The organism is Synechococcus sp. BS56D (assembly GCF_004332405.1).
Classification (GTDB): domain Bacteria; phylum Cyanobacteriota; class Cyanobacteriia; order PCC-6307; family Cyanobiaceae; genus Synechococcus_C.
Genome location: NZ_PHQU01000002.1, coordinates 92,551 through 113,547, shown reverse-complemented (window position 1 = coordinate 113,547; position 20,997 = coordinate 92,551). Strand labels below are relative to the sequence as shown.

Sequence of the window (20,997 nt, the reverse complement as noted above, 5' to 3'; positions counted from 1 at the left end):
CGGCACTCAGTTGTGTGCTGTTTGCTTCCCAGTCTCTGGCTGGTTTTCACCCCTTGGGGGTGCTGCTCAGTTTGGCCCCACTCCAGGTGGTTGCACTGCTTTGGGTTTGGGCATTCAGAGGCCGCTGATGCTTCCAAGGGCCGATGCTTCCAGCCAGCGATCAATCGCTTCTGGTAGGGCGCAACGCCGGCGGGACGTGCTGCTGATCGCTAGCTGACGAATCAAGCCACGGGCTACATCCTGGTGATCCAGCTGGAAGCGATAGCGCACCTCAAAGCTCCCTGGATCGAGCCGCTGCGGGGCAACCAGAACCTGGAGATGATCACCCCCGTGCACCGGCCGCAGGAAGTCGGCGCTGCAGTGCACCACTGGCAGTGCGATCTCAGGCCAATGCTCCTGGCCGCGGCAGCCAGGAAAGACCTCACCAGCTTTAGTGCCGTAACACTCCAGGCTCTCCTCCCAGGATTCATGGCACCAGCGCAACAGCTGATGGAAATGCATCACGCCGGCTGCATCGGTGTCGCCGAAGCGCACCGTTCTCGACAGTGTTAACCAGCTGGAGGAGTCAGCGATCAACGGATCCCATGATCACGTCGATGGAGCCGAGAATCGCCATGATGTCGGCCACCTTGTGCCCCTTCAGGATGTGAGGAAGGATCTGCAGGTTGTTGCTGTCGGCGGCGCGGATCTTGAAGCGCCAGGGGGTCACGTCGTTGTTGCCCTGGATGAACACACCAATCTCTCCTTTGCCTGATTCCAGTCGGGTGTAGAGCTCCCCTTCCGGGATCTTGAAGGTGGGCGCCACCTTCTTCGCCACGTACTGATAGTCAAAGCCTGCGAAGTCGCTGCCCTTGCCCTCGGCCATGCGCTTGGCTTCCAGGTTTTCGGTCGGCCCACCGGGGATCATGTCGCAGGCCTGACGGAGGATCTTCAGCGACTGGCGCATCTCCTCGACGCGCACGCGGTAGCGCGCGAAGCAGTCACCCTCCTTCTCCCAAGCCACATCCCAGTCGAAATCGTCGTAGCACTCGTAGTGATCCACCTTGCGCAGGTCCCAGGGCACGCCTGAGGCGCGCAGCATCGGTCCTGACAGAGACCAGTTGATGGCCTCTTCCTTGCCAATGGTTCCCAGGCCCTCAATCCGGCGGCGGAAAATCGGGTTGTTGGTGATCAACTTCTCGTATTCGTCGATCTTCGGGCCGAACCAGTCGCAGAAATCGCGGCACTTCTCCAACCATCCCCAGGGCAGGTCTGCGGCCACACCGCCGATGCGGAAATAGTTGTTGTTGATCAGGCGCTGTCCGGTGGCTGCCTCCCAGAGGTCGTAGATCATCTCCCGTTCACGGAAGATGTAGAAAAACGGGGTCTGGGCACCCACGTCAGCAAGAAAGGGGCCAAGCCAGAGCAGGTGGTTGGCGATCCGGTTCAGTTCCAGCATCAGAACACGGATGTAGCTGGCGCGCTTCGGAACCGGGATGTTGGCAAGCCGTTCCGGGGCGTTGACCACGATTGCCTCATAGAACATGCCTGCCGCGTAGTCCATGCGGCTCACGTAGGGCACGAACATCACGTTCGTGCGGTTCTCGGCGATTTTCTCCATGCCGCGATGGAGGTAGCCGATGACCGGCTCGCAATCCACCACGTCTTCACCGTCCAGGGTCACCACTAGCCGCAACACCCCGTGCATCGAGGGGTGATGGGGGCCGAAGTTGACCACCATCGGCTCCGTGCGCGTTTCCAGCTGCGTCATGGGCCGTGGCAAAACGATCGTGACGGGATCTTAGGAAGGACCCATGCCCGATCAGTCCCCCGGCTCCACTCAGGTGTTCATGCACGTCCCTGTGCTGGCTGACCCGCTCTTGCAGGCGCTGGTCGAGGAGCCTGGCGGCCTGGGCCTCCAGGGCGTTCTTCTCGATTGCACCTTGGGGGGGGGAGGCCACAGTGCGCTCCTCTTGGAGCGTTACCCCGGCCTGCGATTGATCGGTCTGGACCAAGACCCCACCGCCAGGGCCGCCGCTGCCCAGCGGTTGGCACCGATGTCTGATCGGGTCACCATCGTGGCGACCAACTTCGCTGATTACGAGCCAACGGAGCCGGTCTCGCTGGTGCTGGCCGATCTGGGCGTAAGCAGCCCACAGCTTGATGTGGCGGAGCGGGGCTTCAGCTTTCGCCTCGATGGTCCCCTCGATATGCGGATGAATCCGGAGGGCGGTGGGGAAACGGCAGCTGAGCTGATCGAACGCCTGCCGGAAGCCGAATTGGCCGATCTCATCTACGCCTACGGCGAGGAGCGTCTCTCCCGCCGGATCGCGAGGCGGATCAAGGCGGATCTGGTCTCCCAGGGTCCTTATGACGGCACGGCCTCTCTGGCCTATGCCGTTGCTGGTTGTTACCCCCCGAAGGCCCGTAAAGGACGCATTCACCCAGCCACGCGCACGTTTCAGGCGCTGAGGATTGCGGTCAACGATGAATTGGGGGTGCTGGATCGCTTGTTGGCGCAGGCTCCTGACTGGCTTGAGCCCGGAGGGCTGCTGGCGATCATCAGCTTCCATTCGCTTGAAGATCGGCGCGTGAAAACGGCGTTTCTTCAGGATGAGCGCTTGCAACGCATCACCCGTCGCCCCCTGGTTGCCTCAGAAGAGGAGCAGGAGCAGAACCCCCGCAGTCGCAGCGCCAAACTGCGAATCGCCAGGCGCCGGGATGCCGCGCTCGTGCCTTGATGGACGCTGCGCCAGGGGGTGATGGTCTCTGGTGGCTGGCCCTGATGGTTCACTTGCTGTCGATCCCTGGAACCTTGCTCCCTCTCTTGCCAGGGCTGATCTGGTTGCCGCTCGGGGCAGGCATCTGGTGGCTTGCGGTGGGTTGGGATCAGGCCTGGCCTTCTGTGGTTTTTGCTCTTGCCGTGTTCGGCCTCGGACTTTGTGCCGATGTGCTGGCACTGGGTCTGGCTTCGGCCCGACTTCAAGCCAGTCGCTGGGCAGTCCTCGGAGCGGGGGCAGGTCTGCTGTTCGGTTTCTTCGGACTACTTCCGGCTTTGCCCGTGGGTGGACCGCTCTTGGGCGTGCTGTTTGGCCCCTGGTTGGGGGCCGCAATGGTGGAAACCCTGGCGACAAAAAAGCCACCCCGGATGCTGGGGTGGCTTGAGGCCCTGCGGAGAGGGGCGGTTGTGGGTCTTGCGGTTGTCGCCGGACTCCTGGTGAGCCGAGTGGCGCAGGTGGTGCTGGCCTTTCTTGGTGTTGTTGGCTTTCTTTTGCTCAGTTCCCGTTGAGCAGGCCGGTCTGGTCTTCGTTGCCGAACAGTTGGCGGTAGGCCGCAGTGGTAATGCAGGCCACCACCGGAGCGGCCACGAGCAGGCCCACGCCACACAGCAGAGCGCCAATGATGATGATGACGGCATCCACAATCAGCAGAAGAACCACCCACCACCAAGAGGGATCGACCACATCACGACCGCGCTGAACGGTGTCAAACGGGCCGCGTTGCTCGAGCAGGGCGACGTAGGGCAGGAATTTCTGATTAACGCTCAGATAGATGAACAGGATCAGAGCCACGACGGCTGGAATCCAGATCAGGACCTGATTGAGCTGAGCCAGGCCAAAGCCCACCAGGCCGCAGATGATGGCGATCACCAGGAACACAATGGTCAGGGCGATCCAGCGCACGAACAGTCGGGAGGCTGCGGCGCCATCCCAACGGGTGAACTCTGCGAAGGCGGGTTTGCGTCCATCCAGGGCGATCCAGGAGCCGCGCACCATGCCGGTGACACCCCAGAGGCTCACGATCCAGGAGCCCACCACTGCAACAATCGTGAGGATCACGCCACCGATGCCGAGAGTTGTGTTGCTGCCGCCGCCGGTGGCTGCATTGCCGATCGCTTGAAAGATCAGCGAGAGCACACCCACCAGCAGGGTGTAGAGAATGAAAGGCCAGGGTGCCTTGGTGAAGGCATTCCAGCCGTCTTCAACGGCTTTCAGAACATGCAGCCTGCTGCTGCTGGGCGTGTCGGTCATGACCTGGATGGGGCGGTTCTGGCCGGAAGGTAGCCGCTTTGACCGATTTTTTCAGGGGTTTCCGATACCCGAGCTTGAGCGCAATGTCTGGGTGACTGTGCTGATGGCGGCGATCGCTCGATCGATGTCTTCGCTGCTGGTCTGGCGTCCGAGGCTGAGGCGCAGGGAGGCCTCCGCCTCCTTGCGGCTGCGTCCTAAGGCCAGCAGGACGTGGGATGGGGTGCCCCGGCTGCAGGCCGAGCCGCTGCTGCAGGTGACCAGGCGACGCAGTTCCTGATGGAGGCGGCTCCCGCTCACGCCAGGGATCGTGATGTTCAGGTTGTGATCCAGCCGGTGCTCCATCGAGCCATTGCAGAGCAGGTCAGGCACCGCTGCTTGCAGACCTCTCCAAAGCCGATCGCGAAGAAGCCGGAGCCGCTGTCTCCGTTCCGATCGATCGCTGATCGCTAGTTCCGCCGCCCGTGCGAAGCCAACGATGAGTGGCACAGGAAGGGTGCCAGGGCGTAGCCCCCGTTCTTGGCCACCGCCAAACATCAGGGGTTGGATCGCTAGCTCAGGCCGCAGCACCAGGGCCCCAATCCCTTTGGGGCCATAGATCTTGTGGGCGCTCAGGCTGACCAGGTCGACGCCGAGCGCATCCGGTTCGAAGGGCAGGTTTCCGAAAGCCTGGGCCGCATCGCTGTGCAGGCTGATGCCATGCTCCCGACAAAGGCGTGACAGGTCAGCGAGAGGTTGGAGCACGCCGATCTCGTTGTTGGCCGCCATCACACTCACCAGCAGGGTGTCATCGCGGATTGCCGCTTTCAGCTCTTCCGGAGACACCAGCCCATCAGGACCTGGCTGGAGCAGGGTGAGCCGGAAGCCCTCCTCTGTGAGCTGCTGCAAGGGATCCAGCACCGCATGGTGCTCTGTGCACACGCTGATCAGATGCCCAGGGCCGCCCCGTTGGCGCGCCCTGCCCCGGGCATGACCCAGGAGAGCGAGGTTGTTGGCTTCCGTGGCACCACTGGTGAAGATCACCCGCTCGCTCTCTACAGCGAGTATCCGAGCGAGTCGATCGCGGGCTTCTGCCACAGCCGCAGAGGCTGTGAGGCCGAGCCGGTGCTGCCGACTCGAGGGATTGCCCCATTGTTCTGTCCACCAGGGAGCCATCGCTTCCACCACCTCCGATGCGCAGGGTGTGGTGGCCTGGTGGTCGAGACAAATCGGCTGGCTTCTCGTTGGGCTTGGCAGCATGGTGAGACGTTTGCTCCTGCTTTGAATGCGTGCCTTCCTCAGCGTCCTCAGTCTGGGCTTGACCGCATCACTTGCGGCGATCACCACCCTGCCAGCACGCGCGATCGAGCGGGAGGAGCTGCTGGAGCAGATGAAGCGCATGCGGCCATCCGACATGACCGTCCTCGAAACCCAATCGATTGGTGGTGGCACCTACACCCTGGCGATCTACGCCATCAAGGGCGATGCCAGTGATCCGGATCTGCGTCGCTACAAGCTCTGGAAGGAATATCCCGACAATCTCGTGGTTCCTACCGAATCGGTGAACTGCGGCAGGACATCCCCGTTGAGGGTGACCCGTGACAAGGACGCGATCTACATCCGCAGGCTCAATCCCGGCGGCCCGATCACAGCCGCTAATCGGGAGAACCATTTGGTGTGGTGGGCGGCCTGTGTACCTTCCCAGGCGGGTCAGGACCCTGCCACGTTGTCGACCAAGGCTCGGGAGCTTGGCTATAGCGGCCTCCTGGTCGAGACGATCGAGACCCTGCGTGTCCCATCGCCCTGACGCTTCTAGATTTCCGCCAGATCGATCCCGGGCCATGACGACTTCCCGTCCAGCCGATCAGGACCCAGCACCGGCGGCTGATGTCGACCAGCCGGTCCCACGTCTGCTGTTGGTGGACGATGAGCCGGGTTTGCGCACTGCTGTGCAGGCCTACCTGGAGGACGAGGGGTTCGACGTGACCACGGCAGTGGATGGTGAGGAGGGCTTCAGCAAGGCCCAGCAGCTGCTCCCCGATCTCGTGATCAGCGACGTGATGATGCCCCGCTGTGATGGCTACGGCCTGCTGCGTCGCATGCGGGAGGACGAACGCCTAGGGGGCACACCCGTGATTTTCCTCACCGCCAAGGGCATGACGGCGGATCGCACCCAGGGATACTTGGCCGGCGTTGACGATTACATTCCCAAGCCCTTCGACCCCGATGAGCTCGTTGCGCGGGTTCGCAATGTGGTGCGCCGTCAGGATCGCCTGCTGACTGAAGCGGCGCGGTTCGCCGATGCGGATGTGGGCCAGATGGCCCGTCAGATCAACGAGATCCGCTCGATGCTCACCGGCTCTGCTGCCGATGCCGCAGCGGCGGCCGAGGCTCCGGAGCTGAGCTTCACCCCGCGGGAGGCCAGCGTGCTGCAGCTCGTGGCCGAAGGGCTCATGAACAAGGAGATTGCCCGTCAGCTGGAAACCTCGATCCGCAACGTCGAGAAATACGTCAGCCGGCTGTTTATCAAAACCGGCACTTCCAGTCGCACGGAGCTGGTCCGCTTCGCTTTGCAGCATCGCCTGGTCGATTGATCAGACCCGCGCCGGTCGGCTGGCGGGAGGCGGCCCTGAATCAAGGCTGGATCTATCGCGACCGGGTTGGTGTTGATCAGTCCGGGCAGCTTCTCAGCGCAGTGCTCTCGGCTCGCTATCGCCATTCGCCTGTTTCGCTTTGGCTGGAGCGCCTCCAGCTTGGGGAGCTCAGCCTCAATGGCCAGGTGCTTTGGGCTGATGCAGTGGTCGCCAACGGAGACCGGATTGAGTGGCGGCGGCCGCCTTGGCGCGAGCCCGCTGTCCCCGAACAGTGGAACACCATCCATGACAACGGTGATCTGCTGGTGATCAATAAACCCTCGGGGCTTCCGGTGATGCCAGGTGGAGGCTTCCTGCTCCACACCCTCAGCCATCAGCTGGTGCAACGCAGCCGGGAACGGGGAGAGGCCCTGGTGCCCAAGCCAGTGCACCGACTGGGGCGATTCACCTCGGGCTTGCAGGTCTGTGCCCGTGAACCCGCCACACGGGCAGCGCTCTCCAGGCAATTCAGGCCCGAAGGCAGCTGCCGCAAGACTTACCAGGCTTGGGCCCGACGGGTGGAAGGTCTTGAGTTGGGCCAGACCCTGGAGGTTGATACCGACGTAGTGGAGCGTGAGCATCCGCTCTTGGGCTGGATTTGGGGGCCGCTCCCTTGGGTGGATGAGCCGGTCCGCAAGCGGCTCTCGGCCCACTCCCAGCTGCGCTTGCTCGATCGCCAGGCCAAAGGAGATCTGCTCGAGGTCACGATCAGCACGGGGCGACCTCATCAGATCCGCATCCATCTGGCTCAGATCGGGAGTCCGCTGCTGGGAGATCCGCTCTATCGCCTGGAACGGCGGATCTCCGCTGATGCCACACCTGGTGATGGCGGTTACTTCTTGCACGCCTGGAAGCTTGAGTTGGCGAGCGCTTTGGGCGTGCTGGCCTTTGAAGCACCTACCGCCTGGGTGTGAGCTCAGGCTCTGCGGAACTCGATCAGCCTTGAGAAATAGAACGGTGCCTTGTTGAGACTCCGGCGCACGGGTTGGAAGCCGCAGGCCGCAGCTGCGCGCACGATGCCGTCCTCTTTGAGGGTGTACGCGCGGGTGGTTTTGCTGGGGCCTGGAAACAGTTGGCCAATCCCTTTGAGTAGCGCCAGCAGGGGCGTGTAGGGCGCAAAGCTCACGATTAACCGCTGCTCGGCGAGGCCGCAGAGGTGTTTCACCATCTCTTCTGCAGCAGGCTGCGGGTAATGGATGAAGACATCCAGGCAGCAGACGGTGTGAAAGGAGCCGCTGATGCTTTCTAGATCACTCGCACTGAACTGAAGCCTTCCCATGTCGAGCCCGGCTTCGCGAGCGCGGCGTTCTGCTTCCTTGGCCATCGCCTCGGAGATGTCACTAGCGCTGATCGAGCCCGCCCCCAGTGCTGCCAGAGGCAAGCTGAGGCTGCCCACCCCACAGCCGGCATCGCAGAAGCTCTCGTCCTGCAGGTCTCCGCTCTCTTGGATCCAGCTGAGCACCTCGTCGACGGTTTTCTGGTGACCGATGCGGATGTTGCGCTGCACCTTGTTCACATCGTCCGATTCGCTGTAGATGCGGTTCCAGCGATCAAAGCCTGTGGTTTCGAAGTAGCCCTTCACCTCCTGCTTCTCGGCCTGGGTGTCATTCAGGCGTTGCACGGGAGCCATGGGGAGGAGTGGATGGGTCGGCGGGATCCTAAGCAGCGTGTTGCCAGTGCAGGTCCCCATCCCCCTGCAGGCTCCAGCGCAGACAAGCCTGGAGGGGGTGATGAAGCAGAAGCGTGTCCCACGCTTCCGGTGCTTCCAGGACCTCGCGGGGAGCACGGGTTGCGGCCCAGATCGCCCCATCGGGATCTCCGCTCCAGCGGGCGAGTCTGCGGGCCCCTTCCAGCAGGGGGAGGGTGACGCCAGCCAGGGTGCCGTCTTCGAGCCGGCAGGTGCCGTTCTCCACCAGCAGCACCCGTTCATCCCATCGATGCTGGCCATCGGCGAGGCCATAGGGCGCCAGGGCATCGCTCACCAGCACCAGCTGATCTCCGGCAAGCCGTTGCAGAAGCACGGTCATCGTCGGGTCCACATGCACCCCGTCGGCGATCAGCCCCAGAGCAATGCCGCCCTGACGACAGGCCGCACCCAGGGGGCCCGGCGCACGGTGATGCAGTCCTGGCATGGCATTGAAACTGTGGGTCAGCATCCCGACCCCAAGCGCATAGGCCGCCGTCGCCTCCTTGGCGTTGGCGGCGCTATGCCCCAGCGCCACGGTGATGCCAAGGGAGCGGAGCCGCTCGATGACCGGCTCCGCTCCCTTGAGCTCCGGGGCCAGGGTGACCAAGGCGATCTCATGCTCGAAGCCTTTGATCCTGCGTTCAAGGGCCTCCAGGCTGGGCTTGCAGAGATGCTCAAGGGGATGGGCGCCTCGGCGCGCCTCGGCCAGGAAGGGGCCTTCGAGATGGGCTCCCAGAAGCCTGCAGCGGTTGGGGTGTTCCTCGTTCCTCGCCGTCCGAAGCACCGATAGGGCCTCGCGTAGCGGTTCAATGCCACAGGTCACCAGGGTCGGAGCAATCGCTTCCACCCCGTCCAACCAGAGCTGATCCAGTAATTGGAGCAGTCTGGGAAGGTCTTTCTCGGTGAGTTCTGGGAATGCCAGGCCAAGTCCGCCGTTGATCTGAAGGTCGATCCCCATCGGACTCAGCCAGTCGCCTCGCCAGTTCTGGCCCTCCATGGCGCCTCGTTCCGGCATTCGGCCAAGGTCGAGGATGAGCCTGTCGTCATCTAACTCAAGCCACCACAGGCCAGGCCGGTCATCACGGCCCGGTCGCTGAGGCAAACGCACGTTGGTGATCCGATCCATGCCAGGTGACTGCCAGCGGTTCGTGCGGGACGATGACAGTCTCGCTTTCTTGCGCCAGCACCATGCCTTCAGTCGCACCCCAGGTGGCGGTGATCATGGGTAGTGATTCCGATCTGCCCACCCTGCAGCCAGCCGTTGAGGCGTTGGAGCAGTTGGGAGTGGCGGTTGAGGTGCGTGTGCTCTCCGCCCATCGCACACCTTTGGAGATGGTGACGTTCGCGCAGCAGGCTCGAGACCATGGCCTCAAGGTGATCGTGGCCGGTGCTGGTGGTGCGGCCCATCTGCCCGGGATGGTCGCCGCGCTCACAACCCTCCCTGTGATCGGCGTGCCGGTGCAGAGCCGGGCGCTCTCCGGGGTGGATTCCTTGCATTCGATCGTGCAGATGCCAGGAGGGATTCCGGTGGCCACGGTGGCGATCGGAGGGGGGCTCAACGCCGGCTTGTTAGCGGCTCAAATTCTTGCCACCGCCGACGAAGCCCTGGCGGAGCGACTGGCCACCTATCGCCAGGAACTGCACGACATGGTCACCGGCAAGGATGCCCGGCTTCAGGCGATCGGATCGAGCCGATACCTGGAAGGGATGGCGGGCCGCTGACTCAAGCAGTCAGCGCTTGGCCGATCCCCACACAATGGCCGCAGGTGCGTTCTCTCATGGCTTGGCCGAGCTGGTTGCGATGGGGTCTTGCTCTGCCGCTGCTGACCCTCAATCTCTACGTTCTGAGGCAGTTACTGCTGCCTCTGGCGCCATTTCCGGGGCTGTTTCTCACGTCGGCTCTGATTGCCTTTCTGCTGGATATTCCCTGTCGCTGGCTCAGTCGCCGCGGTCTGCCCCGATGGTTGGCGATCCTGCTGGTCACCCTGGTCACCGTCGGAGCCCTTGGTCTCGCTGGGGTCACCCTGGTTCCCAGGTTGATTGATCAGCTGGCGCAGCTGATCAATGCCCTGCCCAGCTGGTTGGTGCAGGCGGAAGCCTGGATCAGCGGTTTGCAGGATTGGGCCGCCTCGCGTGGGTTGCCCAGTGAGTTCGGTGATCTGAGCAGCGATCTGCTGACGCGTGTCAGTCGGGTTGCGAGTCAGTTCAGTCAGCGCTTGCTGGGAATTCTCGGGGCGACGCTCGGCACCACGATCAACACGGTGATCGTTCTGGTGCTGGCCGTGTTCTTTCTGCTTGGGGGCGATGCGATCACCGCCGGGCTCGCTCGCTGGTTGCCTGAGCAGTGGCGTGCCCTGGTGATTAGCACGATCACGCGCACCTTTCGTGGTTATTTCGGCGGCCAGGTGCTGCTGGCACTCATCCTCAGTGCCGGGCAGATCCTTGTCTTCACGTTGCTGTCCATTCCCTACGGCGTGCTCTTTGCCGTTTTGATTGGCCTGACGACCCTGATTCCCTATGCCAGCGCCCTCACCATCGTTGCCGTGAGTGCACTACTGGCGGTGCAGGACCCCCGCACCGGTTTGGAGATCCTGGCCGCGGCTATCGGTGTCGGTCAGATCGTGGATCAGGTCATCCAACCCCGTCTGATGGGAAGCATCGTTGGTTTGCAGCCCGCCTGGTTGCTGATCGCCCTGCCGTTGGGTGCCAGAGCTGGCGATCTGCTGGGGCTGGGTGAATTGCTGGGGCTGCTGCTGGCCGTTCCAGTGGCCAGCTGCTTCAAGACTCTTCTCGATGCCTGGGTGGGGCTCAGGACTTCGCCGGAATCACGCCCAGGCTGATCAGATGAGTCACCACCTGCTCGACGCAGGCCTCCAGGTCGCTGCTGCCGGTGTCGACCTTCAGCTCTGGCTGTTCGGGCGCCTCATAGGGGCTGGAAATGCCTGTGAATTCCTTGATTTCTCCAGCACGGGCCTTGGCATACAACCCTTTGGTGTCCCGCTGCTCGCAGATCGTCAGATCGGCGGCGCAGAAGATTTCAATGAAGTCGCCGTCCTCCACCAGGGCGCGGGCCTTGTCGCGATCGGCCCGGAAGGGTGAAACGAAGGCGGTGAGCACCACCACACCCGCATCGAGGAACAACTTGGCCACTTCGCCAATGCGGCGGATGTTCTCCTCGCGGTCCGCATCAGAAAAGCCGAGGTCCTTGCAGAGGCCATGGCGGATGTTGTCACCATCCAGCACGTAGGTGGCCAGCCCCCGTTCGAACAGGGCCTGATTCACCGCATTGGCCAAGGTGCTCTTCCCGGCACCGCTCAGACCGGTGAACCAGAGGATTGCACTGCGATGTCCGCGCTGTTCGGCACGGGCTGCTCGATCCACGGAGGCGTGGTGCCAAGCGATGTTGGTGGATGCGCCCTGGTTGGTGAGCTGGCCATAGGTAGGCGAGGCAGACATGGGCGGCAGGCAGATCCGGTTGGCTCGCCATTCTCCATCAGCCCGTTAGTGCTCCCTCAGCGGCGTCAGCCGCCGGCGCGTTTCGGCCGGTAACCCTCTTGGCTGAGCAGCTCGAGGACCACGTCCACCTGATCCCCCTGTAGTTCCACCACGCCATCTTTCGCTGTGCCGCCACTGCCGATCCGGCCCTTGAGTTTTTTGAGCAGAGCCTTGAAGCCGGTGGCATCCAGTTCAAGACCACGAATCACCGTGACGGTTTTGCCGCCCCGACCGCCGCGGGTGGGCTGCACCCGCACCATCTGCTCAGCCTTCGGGGTCGGTGCGGCCGTTGGGCCGGTGGGGCGTTGAAGGCTCTCGGTGCTGCTGAATTCCTGCCAGCCACCCTTCGGCATTGCGATTCCGCGATCTCATCCATCCTGCCGTTTCCGCGCCAGACAGTGAGCCGTCGAGCGAGCCGTCTTTCGGCGACTCGCGGCATCGTGTGTCCGCCTGCTTACGCTGATCCCACGCTTCAGCGGCCGCAGACGCGGTCGGTTGCTCTGTGACCAGCACTCTGCCTTCTCAGCCCACCGATGCGGATCTGGCCGTCAGCGCTAGGCCCACCGATCGCGGACGCTTCGGGCGGTATGGCGGTCAGTACGTGCCTGAAACGTTGATGCCGGCTCTGGCGGAACTGGAGGCCGCCGCTGCTGAGGCCTGGAGGGATCCGGCGTTCACTGCCGAATTAGACCGGCTGTTACGCAATTACGTGGGGCGGGCGACTCCGTTGTATGAGGCCGAACGGCTGACGGCCCATTACCGCCGCGCCGATGGTGGTCCCAGGATTTGGCTCAAGCGGGAAGACCTGAATCACACCGGTGCTCACAAGATCAACAACGCTTTGGGCCAAGCCCTGCTAGCGCTGCGTATGGGCAAAAAACGGGTGATCGCAGAGACGGGTGCCGGTCAGCACGGGGTGGCAACGGCAACGGTTTGTGCCCGTTTCGGCCTGGAGTGCGTTGTCTATATGGGTGCTGAAGACATGCGACGTCAGGCGCTCAATGTGTTCCGCATGCGGCTCCTCGGCGCAACCGTGCAACCGGTGACGGCTGGTACCGCAACGCTTAAGGACGCCACCAGCGAAGCCATTCGAGATTGGGTCACCAACGTGGAGAGCACCCATTACATCCTCGGTTCGGTGGCTGGACCCCACCCTTACCCAATGTTGGTGCGCGATTTCCACGCCGTGATTGGCGAGGAAGCCAAGCGCCAATGTCATGAGGCCTTCGGTCGCTTGCCAGATGTTCTGGTGGCTTGTGTGGGTGGCGGCTCGAATGCCATGGGGCTGTTCCACCCCTTTGTTCAGGACAAAGGCGTGCGCTTGGTTGGTGTGGAGGCTGCTGGTGATGGCGTGGCCACAGGGCGGCATGCGGCCACCATCACCGAAGGACGGGTGGGTGTGCTGCACGGGGCCATGAGCCTGCTGCTGCAGGACAGCGAGGGGCAGGTGCAGGAAGCCCACTCCATCAGCGCCGGTCTCGATTACCCCGGTGTGGGCCCCGAGCACAGCTACCTGCGCGAGATCGGGCGTGCTGAATACGGTGCTGTCACCGATGCGGAGGCCCTGACGGCGCTGCAGCTGGTCAGTCAGCTCGAGGGCATCATCCCTGCGCTGGAAACCGCCCATGCCTTCGCCTGGTTGGAACAGCTCTGCCCGACCTTGCCGGATGGAACGGAAGTGGTGCTCAACTGCAGCGGCCGCGGCGATAAGGATGTGAATACGGTGGCCGAAAAGCTGGGCAAAGCCCTGGGAGGCTGAGGCCTGCCCTCAGCTGAGCAAGCGTTCTAAGGCTCTGGCGACCGAACGGGCTGCAGCTCTGGCGGTCGCATAGGCCATACGCATCGGGCCCACTAGCGCCACCTGGCCTATCCCGTCGGCTCCAGTCCGATAGCTGGCTTGAACCACCGAGAAAGATTGGAGGGCCGCCTCCGGATGTTCGTGCCCGATCCAGACCCCCTGGGGAGCTTGATGATCGCCAGGCACGACGGCTGCCGGTCGTTGGTCGATTAATTCGAGCAGCGGACGCACCAGGCTGCTGTCGTTGAATTCCGGTTGGGCGATCAGACGAGAGACCCCATGCACAAGGGCGCCACTTGCTGCAGGGCGTCGCAGGCGTTGATGGCTGTTGATGGCGTCCTGCAGGGCTCGTCCGCAGGGTTGGAGTTGAAGCGGCAAGCTGTTCCAATCCAGGCTGCCGTCACCGTGCTGTTCCAGCTGATGGCTGGTCCAGTGCTCCATCGCCTCCAGTTGATCGGCTGCTCCATGGGGGAGACGCAGGTTGAGGTGGCTCGCTTGATTGCTGTTTTCCACCAGCATCACCAGCAACCTGTCTCCGCTGCGCACCAGTCGCACCGCCTGAAGGGTTGGCTCCGCTCGCGTCGGTCTCGTGATCAGGCTCATCAGGCCGGTGAAGTCGGTCAGCCGACGTGCCATCTGAAGAAGCAGATCATCGAGGGCTGCCCAGCGGAGGCTCAGCTGGGTGAGCTCCTGTTCGAGATGCTGCGCCGCGACACCGGGTTTCGGCAGTAAGCAGTCCACGTAATGGCGATAGCCACTGGGGCTGGGCACGCGGCCCGCCGAGGTGTGCGGCTGTGTCAGGAGCCCGCGCTGCTCTAGTGCTCCCATCGCTGAGCGAACCGTGGCTGAGCTGGCTTTGAGTCCGAAGCGCTGAACGAGCGTCCTGCTGCCGACCGGCTCGATCGTATCGACGTAGTGATGGACCGTCGCCCGGAGAACCTCCTGTTGTCGGTTGGGGAGGGTCTCCAAGGGTTCTTGCTCAACGTTGCGATCGTACGGGGGCTGAGCGGTCACCCCGCCGGTTCTGTCATGAACCCCTCAGCAGGAGGGAGCAGCCAGGGGTGATCAGTATCGAGGGACCCTCGGGTCCACGGTCACACTCCAGGCATCGATCCCACCGCTCAGGTTCCAGACGGAGCGGTGGGGATCTCTGGACAGAAGCCAGCAGCCGAAGTGCCAGCTGCGGACGCCGGCATGGCAGATCACCACAAGGGCCTCCACTCCTGCGAGCTTGGTCTCGAGCTCCGCCATCCATTGCTCTGATTCGCTCAGGGGCAGATGGAGCACCGGACTTGGGAAGGGGGCGATGGCCAGTTCGCTGTGTTCCCGCACATCCACCAGTAGGGGGGGTGAGGCCTCCTGGAGCCAGTGATGGAGATCGCTGGCCGTGAGGGGCTTCGGAGCCCCGGTTTCGATGTCGTTGCTCATTGTTTGATTCTGCAAGCCCCTGGCATCGGACGCTGGATGGATAAAGATGACGGGAGGTGCCCCGTTGCCGGCCCATGAAGGCCCGCTCTTTTCTGCTCGCTGTTGTCCTTGCGGTTGTGCTCCTGTTGGGAGCCGCTGCAGCCTTGTGGTGGTCGATGGTGCAGCAGAGTCCGCTGCGCTTGGCCGAGCAGCCCCTTGAGCTGCCTCGAGCGGCGCGCTTTGTGCCCAGGCAGTCGGCCCTGAGCCTGCATTGGTTGGTGGATCCGGGGCGGCTTCCGGCCTATGCCCAAGCGGTGGCCCCTACACGCCAGCGGCGATCCGCTCGCGAGGGGATGGAGCAGCTTCGTGATGGCGCCTTCGCCTTGGCAGGACTTGATTACACCTCTGAATTGGCGGATTGGCTCGGCCCTCAGGTGAGCCTGGCGCTGCTGGAACCGGCTGGTGCTGAAGGGGCGATGGGATGGGTGCTGGCCCTGGCCAGCCGCGATGACGATGGTGCCCGGCGCTTTCTGCAGCGCTTTTGGCAGACCCGCAGCCTGGCTGGCACGGATCTCCAGATCAGCCGTTACCGAGGTATTGGCGTGATCAGCGGTCGCGGGGCCTTGCTGGGACGTGATCCACAGCCCCTGGCCACGGCACTGATTGACGATGACCTGCTCCTTCTGGCCTCAGGTCGTGGGGTGCTGGAGCAGGCCCTTGATGGATCCCAGCTTGATGAACTCCATCAGCTCGGTGATCAGGAGCTCAGCCGACAGCTGCGGCAGCTGGGCCATGGTGTCGCCTTGTTGACGGCCAGTCCGGCGGCCATGGAAACCTGGCTTGGTTTCCCTGCGGCACTGTCCCAGCGAAAGGATCTTGAGGGCCTGGTGGCGGCCTTGGTTCCCGAGCGTGCCGATTTGCAGTTGGAGGGCCGTTTGCGTTTCCGCTCGTCAGTCATCCGGCGTTTCGGGGCAGCGGAGCTTTCGGCTCCCCTGCTGAGGGCCTCAGGGGGGCCTGCGGATGCCTTGGCGTTGCTGGAGAAACCAGCCCAGTTACTCAAAAGCGACGTCAGTGATCCTCTGGACCAATGGCTGGGCCCCATCCTCCGCAGCCGTCTGGAGCGGATCGGTTCCCCCGCACTGGAGGTGATTGCCGAACTCGATGAGGGCCCATTGCTCTGGGAGCATCTGAACGATGGCTGGCTTCTAGGCAGTCGCGATGGTCGCCCCGATGATCAGGCCGTGGATGCGCAGCTGAAGCAGAAGGGACTGGTTCGTTCAAACCTGCCTGGTGAGTCCGCATCCCTGAACGTCTGGACGCAACTTCAGCGGCAGCGCAGCCATGGCAAAGAGGCACTCGAGGCCCAGCTCGCCGTCGCCCTGGAGTCGGAAGCCGGAGTCGCGTGGTGGAGCAACGCTCTCGAGGCTCTGCATCAGCGGAGAGATCAGAAAGCCCTTGAACCACGCCTCGATCAGTTGGAGGCGCTTGCCGCCGCCGGGGCCTCGTTGCAGCAACTTGCCCTAGCTGAGCAGGGGGCTCGGGAGCAACTGCAGCAGTGGCGCCCCTGGACGCTTCTTCAGGCCGTGGCCGGTCGCTCCCTGTTGCCGGCTGTTCATGGCATGGCCATGGCTGTTTCCGCAGGAGAGGCTGTTTCTGCAGGAGAGGCTGTTTCCGCAGGAGAGGCTGTTTCCGCTGACATTCCAGCGGCAACTGATCAGGCTGAAGCCAGCGACACCCTGCGCTTCCGTGCCCGGCTCAGCTTCGCTTGATCTATTCCTCCTCCGTCACGGCATTGCCGAGGAGCGCGTTGCGGGTCGGGATGATCCTGAACGGGCCCTGACCCCGTCAGGGCGTCTGCGCACCCTGGCGGTGGTGCGCAGACTGCGAAGTCTGGGTTTCACTGCTGATCGCCTGCTCAGCAGCCCTTTTCGACGGGCCCGGGAGACAGCGGAGCTGGCTCTTCAGGTTGGTCTCGCTTCAGAGCTGCAGCTGGAGTCGAGATTGATGCCTGGAGGTGATTGCGATGCCCTGCTGCCAAGCCTGGAGGGCCGCTGCCTCCTCGTTGGTCATGAGCCTGATCTCAGTGCCTTTGCAGCAAGGCTTCTCGGTGCTCCAGATCAAAGCATTCGCTTGCGTAAGGCCGGGTTCTGCCATCTCCATATCCCGGCGGGGCTGGCTGACGCCAGGTCCGGAGCCCAGCTGGAGGCGTTACTGAGGCCACGGTTTCTTCTCCCCCGCTCGGTTTAGGTTGCCTTCAGCAGCGGAGTGGAGGTGGCACACAACCAGGCTGAGGAGATCCGTCACGACAAGACGGGCATCGTGTTCCGTCCAGGCCTGGAGGGTGTGCCTGCCACCCAGTCGGCCATCTGCGATATCGATGGTCAGCGCGGTCGCCTCTCCTATCGGGGATACGCCCTCGAGGAGTTGGCGGTGAAGAGCACGTTCTTGGAAACCACCTACCTCCTGATCTGGGGAGAGTTGCCAACCACTCAGCAGTTGCGCGACTTCGAGGAAGAGGTGCAGATGCACCGGCGCGTCAGCTTCCGTGTGCGCGACATGATGAAGTGCTTCCCCGCCAGTGGCCACCCGATGGATGCGCTGCAGAGCAGTGCCGCCTCTCTGGGGTTGTTTTATTCACGTCGGGCCATCGATGACCCGCAATACATCTACGACGCGGTGGTGCGTCTGATCGCCAAGATTCCCACGATGGTGGCCGCCTTCCAGCTCATCCGGAAGGGCCAGGATCCGATCCAGCCCCGGGATGACCTCGCTTACTCGGCGAACTTTCTCTACATGCTCACTGAACGGGAGCCGGACCCGCTTGCAGCACGGATCTTTGACCGCTGCCTGATGCTCCACGCCGAGCACAGCCTCAACGCCAGCACCTTCAGCGCTCGGGTGACGGCCAGCACTCTCACTGACCCCTATGCCGTGGTGGCCTCGGCCGTCGGCACACTGGCCGGTCCCCTCCATGGGGGAGCGAACGAAGATGTGCTCGCCATGCTCGAGGAGATCGGAACGCCCGATCAGGCGGCGACCTATCTCGACGCGGCCATTGCCAAGAAGCGCAAGGTGATGGGATTTGGACACCGCGAATACCGGGTCAAGGATCCCCGCGCTGTGATCCTTCAAGGGCTGGCGGAGGAGATGTTTGCGCGATTCGGTCACGATGAGCTCTACAACGTGGCGCGTGCGCTGGAGGCGGCTGCAGAGAGCCGTCTCGGCCCCAAGGGGATTTATCCGAATGTCGATTTCTATTCCGGGCTCGTCTACCGCAAGCTTGGGATTCCTCGCGATCTGTTCACGCCGGTCTTTGCGATTGCCCGCGTGGCCGGTTGGCTCGCTCACTGGCGCGAGCAGCTTGGCGCCAACAGGATTTTCCGTCCCTCGCAGATCTATACGGGCCAGCCGCTGCGCCAGTGGCTTCCCGCTGAAGGTCGTGTTCCGGCTGCGGGCGCCTAAGTTGCTGGCATCTCACCCATGAACATGGTGATCCCTCTCGCCACCACTGCGCCGGCCCTGGTGAGCCCGGGCCTGGATCTGGAGGTCAGCTTCAGTCAGACACTCCAGGGGCTGGGCCTGTCTCCGCAGGCCGCCCATCTGCTCTGGTTGCCGCTGCCGATGCTGCTGGTGTTGGTGGCTGCAGTGGTGGGCGTGCTGGTGACCGTGTGGCTCGAGCGCAAGATCTCCGCCGCCGTCCAGCAACGGATCGGTCCTGAGTACGCCGGAGCCCTCGGCGTGCTTCAGCCCCTTGCTGATGGTCTGAAGCTTCTCGTCAAGGAAGACATCATTCCCGCCCGAGCCGATGGGCTGCTTTTCACCCTTGGCCCTGTGCTGGTGGTGGTTCCGGTCATTCTCTCTTGGTTGATCGTGCCCTTTGGTCAGAACCTGCTGATCAGCAATGTGGGCATCGGCATCTTTCTCTGGATCTCCTTGAGCAGCGTGCAGCCGATCGGTTTGCTGATGAGCGGCTACGCGTCCAACAACAAATATTCCCTGCTTGGTGGTCTGAGGGCCGCTGCTCAGTCGATTAGCTACGAGATTCCCCTCGCCCTGGCGGTGTTGGCGGTGGTGATGATGAGCAACTCACTCAGCACCATCGACATTGTTGACCAGCAGACAGGAGCTGGTCTTCTGAGCTGGAATGTTTGGCGTCAGCCCGTTGGCTTTCTGATCTTCTGGATCTGTGCCCTTGCGGAATGCGAGCGTCTTCCCTTCGACCTTCCGGAGGCCGAAGAAGAGCTGGTGGCCGGCTACCAGACCGAATATGCGGGCATGAAATTTGCCCTCTTCTATCTGGGCAGCTACATCAATCTGGTGCTCTCGGCCCTGTTGGTTTCGGTGCTCTACCTGGGTGGTTGGGGTTTCCCGATTCCGGTCGAATGGCTGGCTGGCTGGCTCGGCCAGTCGGTTGATGCTCCTTTGGTCCAAGTGATCACCGGCACGGTGGGCATCGTCATGACCGTGCTCAAGGCCTATCTGCTTGTGTTCCTGGCCATTCTCCTGCGCTGGACCACTCCGCGGGTGCGCATTGACCAGCTGCTCGACCTGGGCTGGAAGTTCCTGCTCCCACTTTCCCTGGTGAATCTCCTGGTCACGGCTGCTCTCAAGCTGGCGTTCCCCGTCGCTTTCGGTGGTTGAGCCGTTCTCTCACCCCAGACAACACGCCGCTGGACGCGGCATCATGACCCTCTGACGGCACCCTGGCCATGTTCGGATTTCTCAAGCAGGTTGGCGAGTACACCCGGGATGCGGTGGATGCAGCCCGCAATCTCACCCAGGGCTTGGCGGTCACTTTTGACCACATGAAGCGGAGACCGGTCACGGTCCAGTACCCCTACGAGAAATTGATCCCGTCGGAGCGTTACCGCGGCCGCATCCATTACGAGTTCGATAAGTGCATCGCCTGTGAGGTGTGTGTGCGGGTCTGTCCGATCAATCTCCCAGTTGTTGACTGGGTGATGAACAAGGAGACCAAGAAGAAAGAGCTGCGCAACTACTCGATCGATTTCGGGGTTTGCATTTTCTGTGGCAACTGCGTGGAGTACTGCCCCACCAACTGCCTGTCGATGACGGAGGAGTACGAGCTCGCCGCTTTTGATCGTCACAGCCTGAATTTCGACAACGTGGCCCTCGGACGCCTGCCCACCAGCGTCACCACCGATCCTTCCGTTCAGCCCCTGCGAGAGCTGGGGTATCTCCCTGCCGGTGCCATGGATCCCCACGGAGTGCCTGCCGATCAACCCCGAGCCGGTCAGCTCCCTGAGCAGATCCTGGCTTCTCTCTCCAGCAATCCTGGTTCAGGAGCAGGGGATGGGGGAGAATCCTCAGGGTCTGCCCCCGCGAAGGAGGAGAGCGCCGAATGACGATCGCGGCATCCACCCAGCTGATTTGCTTTGTTGTTCTTGGGGCCGTGGTGGTGCTTGGCGCCCTCGGTGTGGTGTTGCTGAGCAACATCGTGTACTCCGCGTTTCTGCTCGGCGGGGTGTTTCTGGCGGTCGCCGGCCTCTATCTCCTTCTCAATGCAAGCTTTGTGGCGGCAGCCCAGGTGCTTGTTTACGTGGGTGCTGTGAACGTGCTGATCCTGTTCGCGATCATGCTCGTGAACAAACGGGAAGACCTCGCTCCAGTTCCAGGGTTGTCAACGCGGCGCCTGCTCTCAGGTGGGGTCTGTGCCGGCCTTTTTGCCTTGCTGGTTCGTGTGGTGGTCACCACCCCATGGGCAACTCCTGGCCCGGCGGCCATTGGCGAAGCAGCCACTGAGCGGATCGGTGAGCATCTCTTCACCGACTATTTACTGCCCTTTGAGCTCGCCTCCGTTCTCCTTCTCATGGCGATGATTGGAGCGATTGTGCTCGCACGTCGGGATGTTCAGGCCACGGATCTCGGCACGGGCGAGGAGGCCGATCAAGGCCTGATCGAAAAGGCGCGGACACCACTTCTGGTCGATCAGGGCCCCTCCTGATTGCGTTGATCACTGTTCCGGTCGCA

General features: G+C 62.9%; 24 protein-coding genes. 14 read left to right on the top strand and 10 right to left on the bottom strand.

All coding sequences use genetic code 11. The annotated features are described in order from the left end of the window. Positions 1-114: 114 nt before the first annotated feature. Both CWE17_RS03225 and CWE17_RS03220 read right to left on the bottom strand, forming a co-directional pair. Positions 115-576 (bottom strand): thioesterase family protein, encoded by a 462-nt coding sequence (locus tag CWE17_RS03225; RefSeq protein WP_131454935.1) that lies wholly within the window; start codon positions 574-576, stop codon positions 115-117. Then, positions 566-1,750 carry an NAD(P)H-quinone oxidoreductase subunit H gene (locus CWE17_RS03220; protein WP_131454934.1) on the bottom strand — a complete coding sequence of 395 codons (1,185 nt, stop codon included), beginning with the start codon at positions 1,748-1,750 and terminating at the stop codon, positions 566-568. Before CWE17_RS03220 ends, CWE17_RS03225 begins: the two co-directional genes overlap by 11 nt. A 43-nt stretch (positions 1,751-1,793) precedes the next feature. Between CWE17_RS03220 and rsmH the strand changes: the two genes are divergently transcribed. Both rsmH and CWE17_RS03210 read left to right on the top strand, forming a co-directional pair. Further along, complete coding sequence (gene rsmH, locus CWE17_RS03215) at positions 1,794-2,720, top strand: 16S rRNA (cytosine(1402)-N(4))-methyltransferase RsmH (protein ID WP_131454933.1); 927 nt, start codon at positions 1,794-1,796, stop codon at positions 2,718-2,720. Beyond that, the gene (locus tag CWE17_RS03210) at positions 2,720-3,268 is read left to right on the top strand and encodes a DUF456 family protein (RefSeq protein WP_131454932.1); all 549 of its coding nucleotides are present in this window, start codon (positions 2,720-2,722) and stop codon (positions 3,266-3,268) included. Before rsmH ends, CWE17_RS03210 begins: the two co-directional genes overlap by 1 nt. Here CWE17_RS03210 and CWE17_RS03205 read toward each other — a convergent pair. Both CWE17_RS03205 and CWE17_RS03200 read right to left on the bottom strand, forming a co-directional pair. Next, a complete protein-coding gene (locus CWE17_RS03205) occupies positions 3,255-4,010 on the bottom strand; it encodes a hypothetical protein (RefSeq protein WP_131454931.1) in 756 nt (251 codons plus the stop codon). The genes CWE17_RS03210 and CWE17_RS03205 overlap by 14 nt on opposite strands. A gap of 51 nt (positions 4,011-4,061) precedes the next feature. After that, positions 4,062-5,246, bottom strand: coding sequence for a cysteine desulfurase family protein (locus CWE17_RS03200; protein WP_131454930.1), 1,185 nt, complete (start codon positions 5,244-5,246; stop codon positions 4,062-4,064). Positions 5,247-5,271: 25 nt separating this feature from the next. Here CWE17_RS03200 and CWE17_RS03195 point away from each other — a divergent pair, with 25 nt between their 5' ends. Genes CWE17_RS03195 through CWE17_RS03185 form a run of 3 tightly spaced genes read left to right on the top strand, consistent with a single transcriptional unit; the run spans position 5,272 to position 7,533 of the window. Then, the gene (locus tag CWE17_RS03195) at positions 5,272-5,793 is read left to right on the top strand and encodes a hypothetical protein (RefSeq protein ID WP_131454929.1); all 522 of its coding nucleotides are present in this window, start codon (positions 5,272-5,274) and stop codon (positions 5,791-5,793) included. 34 nt (positions 5,794-5,827) lie between these two features. Then, entirely contained in the window at positions 5,828-6,580 is a 753-nt protein-coding gene (locus CWE17_RS03190) for a response regulator transcription factor (RefSeq protein WP_240789224.1), read from the top strand. After that, positions 6,577-7,533, top strand: coding sequence for an RNA pseudouridine synthase (locus CWE17_RS03185; RefSeq protein WP_240789223.1), 957 nt, complete (start codon positions 6,577-6,579; stop codon positions 7,531-7,533). The genes CWE17_RS03190 and CWE17_RS03185 overlap by 4 nt, the downstream gene beginning before the upstream one ends. 2 nt (positions 7,534-7,535) lie before the next feature. Here the strand turns inward: CWE17_RS03185 and bchM are convergent, their stop codons facing one another. Both bchM and CWE17_RS03175 read right to left on the bottom strand, forming a co-directional pair. After that, a complete protein-coding gene (bchM, locus tag CWE17_RS03180; RefSeq protein WP_131454928.1) occupies positions 7,536-8,249 on the bottom strand; it encodes a magnesium protoporphyrin IX methyltransferase in 714 nt (237 codons plus the stop codon). Positions 8,250-8,277: 28 nt separating this feature from the next. Then, on the bottom strand, positions 8,278-9,432 hold the full coding sequence (locus CWE17_RS03175) for an N-acetylglucosamine-6-phosphate deacetylase (protein ID WP_131454927.1): 1,155 nt from the start codon (positions 9,430-9,432) through the stop codon (positions 8,278-8,280). A 62-nt stretch (positions 9,433-9,494) separates the two neighbouring features. On the opposite strand from CWE17_RS03175, the gene purE reads away from it, so the two are divergent. Both purE and CWE17_RS03165 read left to right on the top strand, forming a co-directional pair. Beyond that, positions 9,495-10,028 carry a 5-(carboxyamino)imidazole ribonucleotide mutase gene (gene purE, locus CWE17_RS03170; RefSeq protein WP_240789222.1) on the top strand — a complete coding sequence of 178 codons (534 nt, stop codon included), beginning with the start codon at positions 9,495-9,497 and terminating at the stop codon, positions 10,026-10,028. 56 nt (positions 10,029-10,084) lie between these two features. Beyond that, complete coding sequence (locus CWE17_RS03165; protein ID WP_131454926.1) at positions 10,085-11,146, top strand: AI-2E family transporter; 1,062 nt, start codon at positions 10,085-10,087, stop codon at positions 11,144-11,146. On the opposite strand, the gene cysC is transcribed toward CWE17_RS03165, so the two are convergent. Together cysC and CWE17_RS03155 are read right to left on the bottom strand one after the other, a co-directional pair. Beyond that, positions 11,115-11,762, bottom strand: coding sequence for an adenylyl-sulfate kinase (cysC, locus tag CWE17_RS03160; protein ID WP_131454925.1), 648 nt, complete (start codon positions 11,760-11,762; stop codon positions 11,115-11,117). The genes CWE17_RS03165 and cysC overlap by 32 nt on opposite strands. Positions 11,763-11,827: 65 nt before the next feature. After that, on the bottom strand, positions 11,828-12,154 hold the full coding sequence (locus tag CWE17_RS03155) for a translation initiation factor (protein ID WP_131454924.1): 327 nt from the start codon (positions 12,152-12,154) through the stop codon (positions 11,828-11,830). Between the two features lie 149 nt (positions 12,155-12,303). Between CWE17_RS03155 and trpB the strand changes: the two genes are divergently transcribed. After that, positions 12,304-13,560, top strand: coding sequence for a tryptophan synthase subunit beta (gene trpB / locus CWE17_RS03150; RefSeq protein WP_131454923.1), 1,257 nt, complete (start codon positions 12,304-12,306; stop codon positions 13,558-13,560). 9 nt (positions 13,561-13,569) lie between these two features. Here the strand turns inward: trpB and CWE17_RS03145 are convergent, their stop codons facing one another. After that, positions 13,570-14,568, bottom strand: a complete 999-nt coding sequence (locus CWE17_RS03145) for a heat-inducible transcriptional repressor HrcA (protein WP_131454922.1) — start codon at positions 14,566-14,568, stop codon at positions 13,570-13,572. A gap of 96 nt (positions 14,569-14,664) precedes the next feature. Next, on the bottom strand, positions 14,665-15,027 hold the full coding sequence (locus tag CWE17_RS03140) for a rhodanese-like domain-containing protein (RefSeq protein ID WP_131454921.1): 363 nt from the start codon (positions 15,025-15,027) through the stop codon (positions 14,665-14,667). 74 nt (positions 15,028-15,101) lie between these two features. Here CWE17_RS03140 and CWE17_RS03135 point away from each other — a divergent pair, with 74 nt between their 5' ends. The 6 genes from CWE17_RS03135 (at position 15,102) to CWE17_RS03110 (ending at position 20,971) form a co-directional block, all read left to right on the top strand. Then, a complete protein-coding gene (locus tag CWE17_RS03135) occupies positions 15,102-16,775 on the top strand; it encodes a DUF3352 domain-containing protein (RefSeq protein WP_131454920.1) in 1,674 nt (557 codons plus the stop codon). After that, positions 16,753-17,253, top strand: coding sequence for a histidine phosphatase family protein (locus CWE17_RS03130; protein ID WP_131454919.1), 501 nt, complete (start codon positions 16,753-16,755; stop codon positions 17,251-17,253). The genes CWE17_RS03135 and CWE17_RS03130 overlap by 23 nt, the downstream gene beginning before the upstream one ends. Before the next feature lie 24 nt (positions 17,254-17,277). Then, positions 17,278-18,468 (top strand): citrate synthase, encoded by a 1,191-nt coding sequence (locus CWE17_RS03125; RefSeq protein WP_131454918.1) that lies wholly within the window; start codon positions 17,278-17,280, stop codon positions 18,466-18,468. Between the two features lie 60 nt (positions 18,469-18,528). Next, the gene (gene nuoH / locus CWE17_RS03120; RefSeq protein WP_185190823.1) at positions 18,529-19,647 is read left to right on the top strand and encodes an NADH-quinone oxidoreductase subunit NuoH; all 1,119 of its coding nucleotides are present in this window, start codon (positions 18,529-18,531) and stop codon (positions 19,645-19,647) included. Between the two features lie 68 nt (positions 19,648-19,715). Continuing rightward, entirely contained in the window at positions 19,716-20,372 is a 657-nt protein-coding gene (gene ndhI, locus CWE17_RS03115) for an NAD(P)H-quinone oxidoreductase subunit I (protein ID WP_131454916.1), read from the top strand. Further along, the gene (locus CWE17_RS03110) at positions 20,369-20,971 is read left to right on the top strand and encodes an NADH-quinone oxidoreductase subunit J (protein ID WP_131454915.1); all 603 of its coding nucleotides are present in this window, start codon (positions 20,369-20,371) and stop codon (positions 20,969-20,971) included. Before ndhI ends, CWE17_RS03110 begins: the two co-directional genes overlap by 4 nt. Positions 20,972-20,997: the final 26 nt, after the last annotated feature.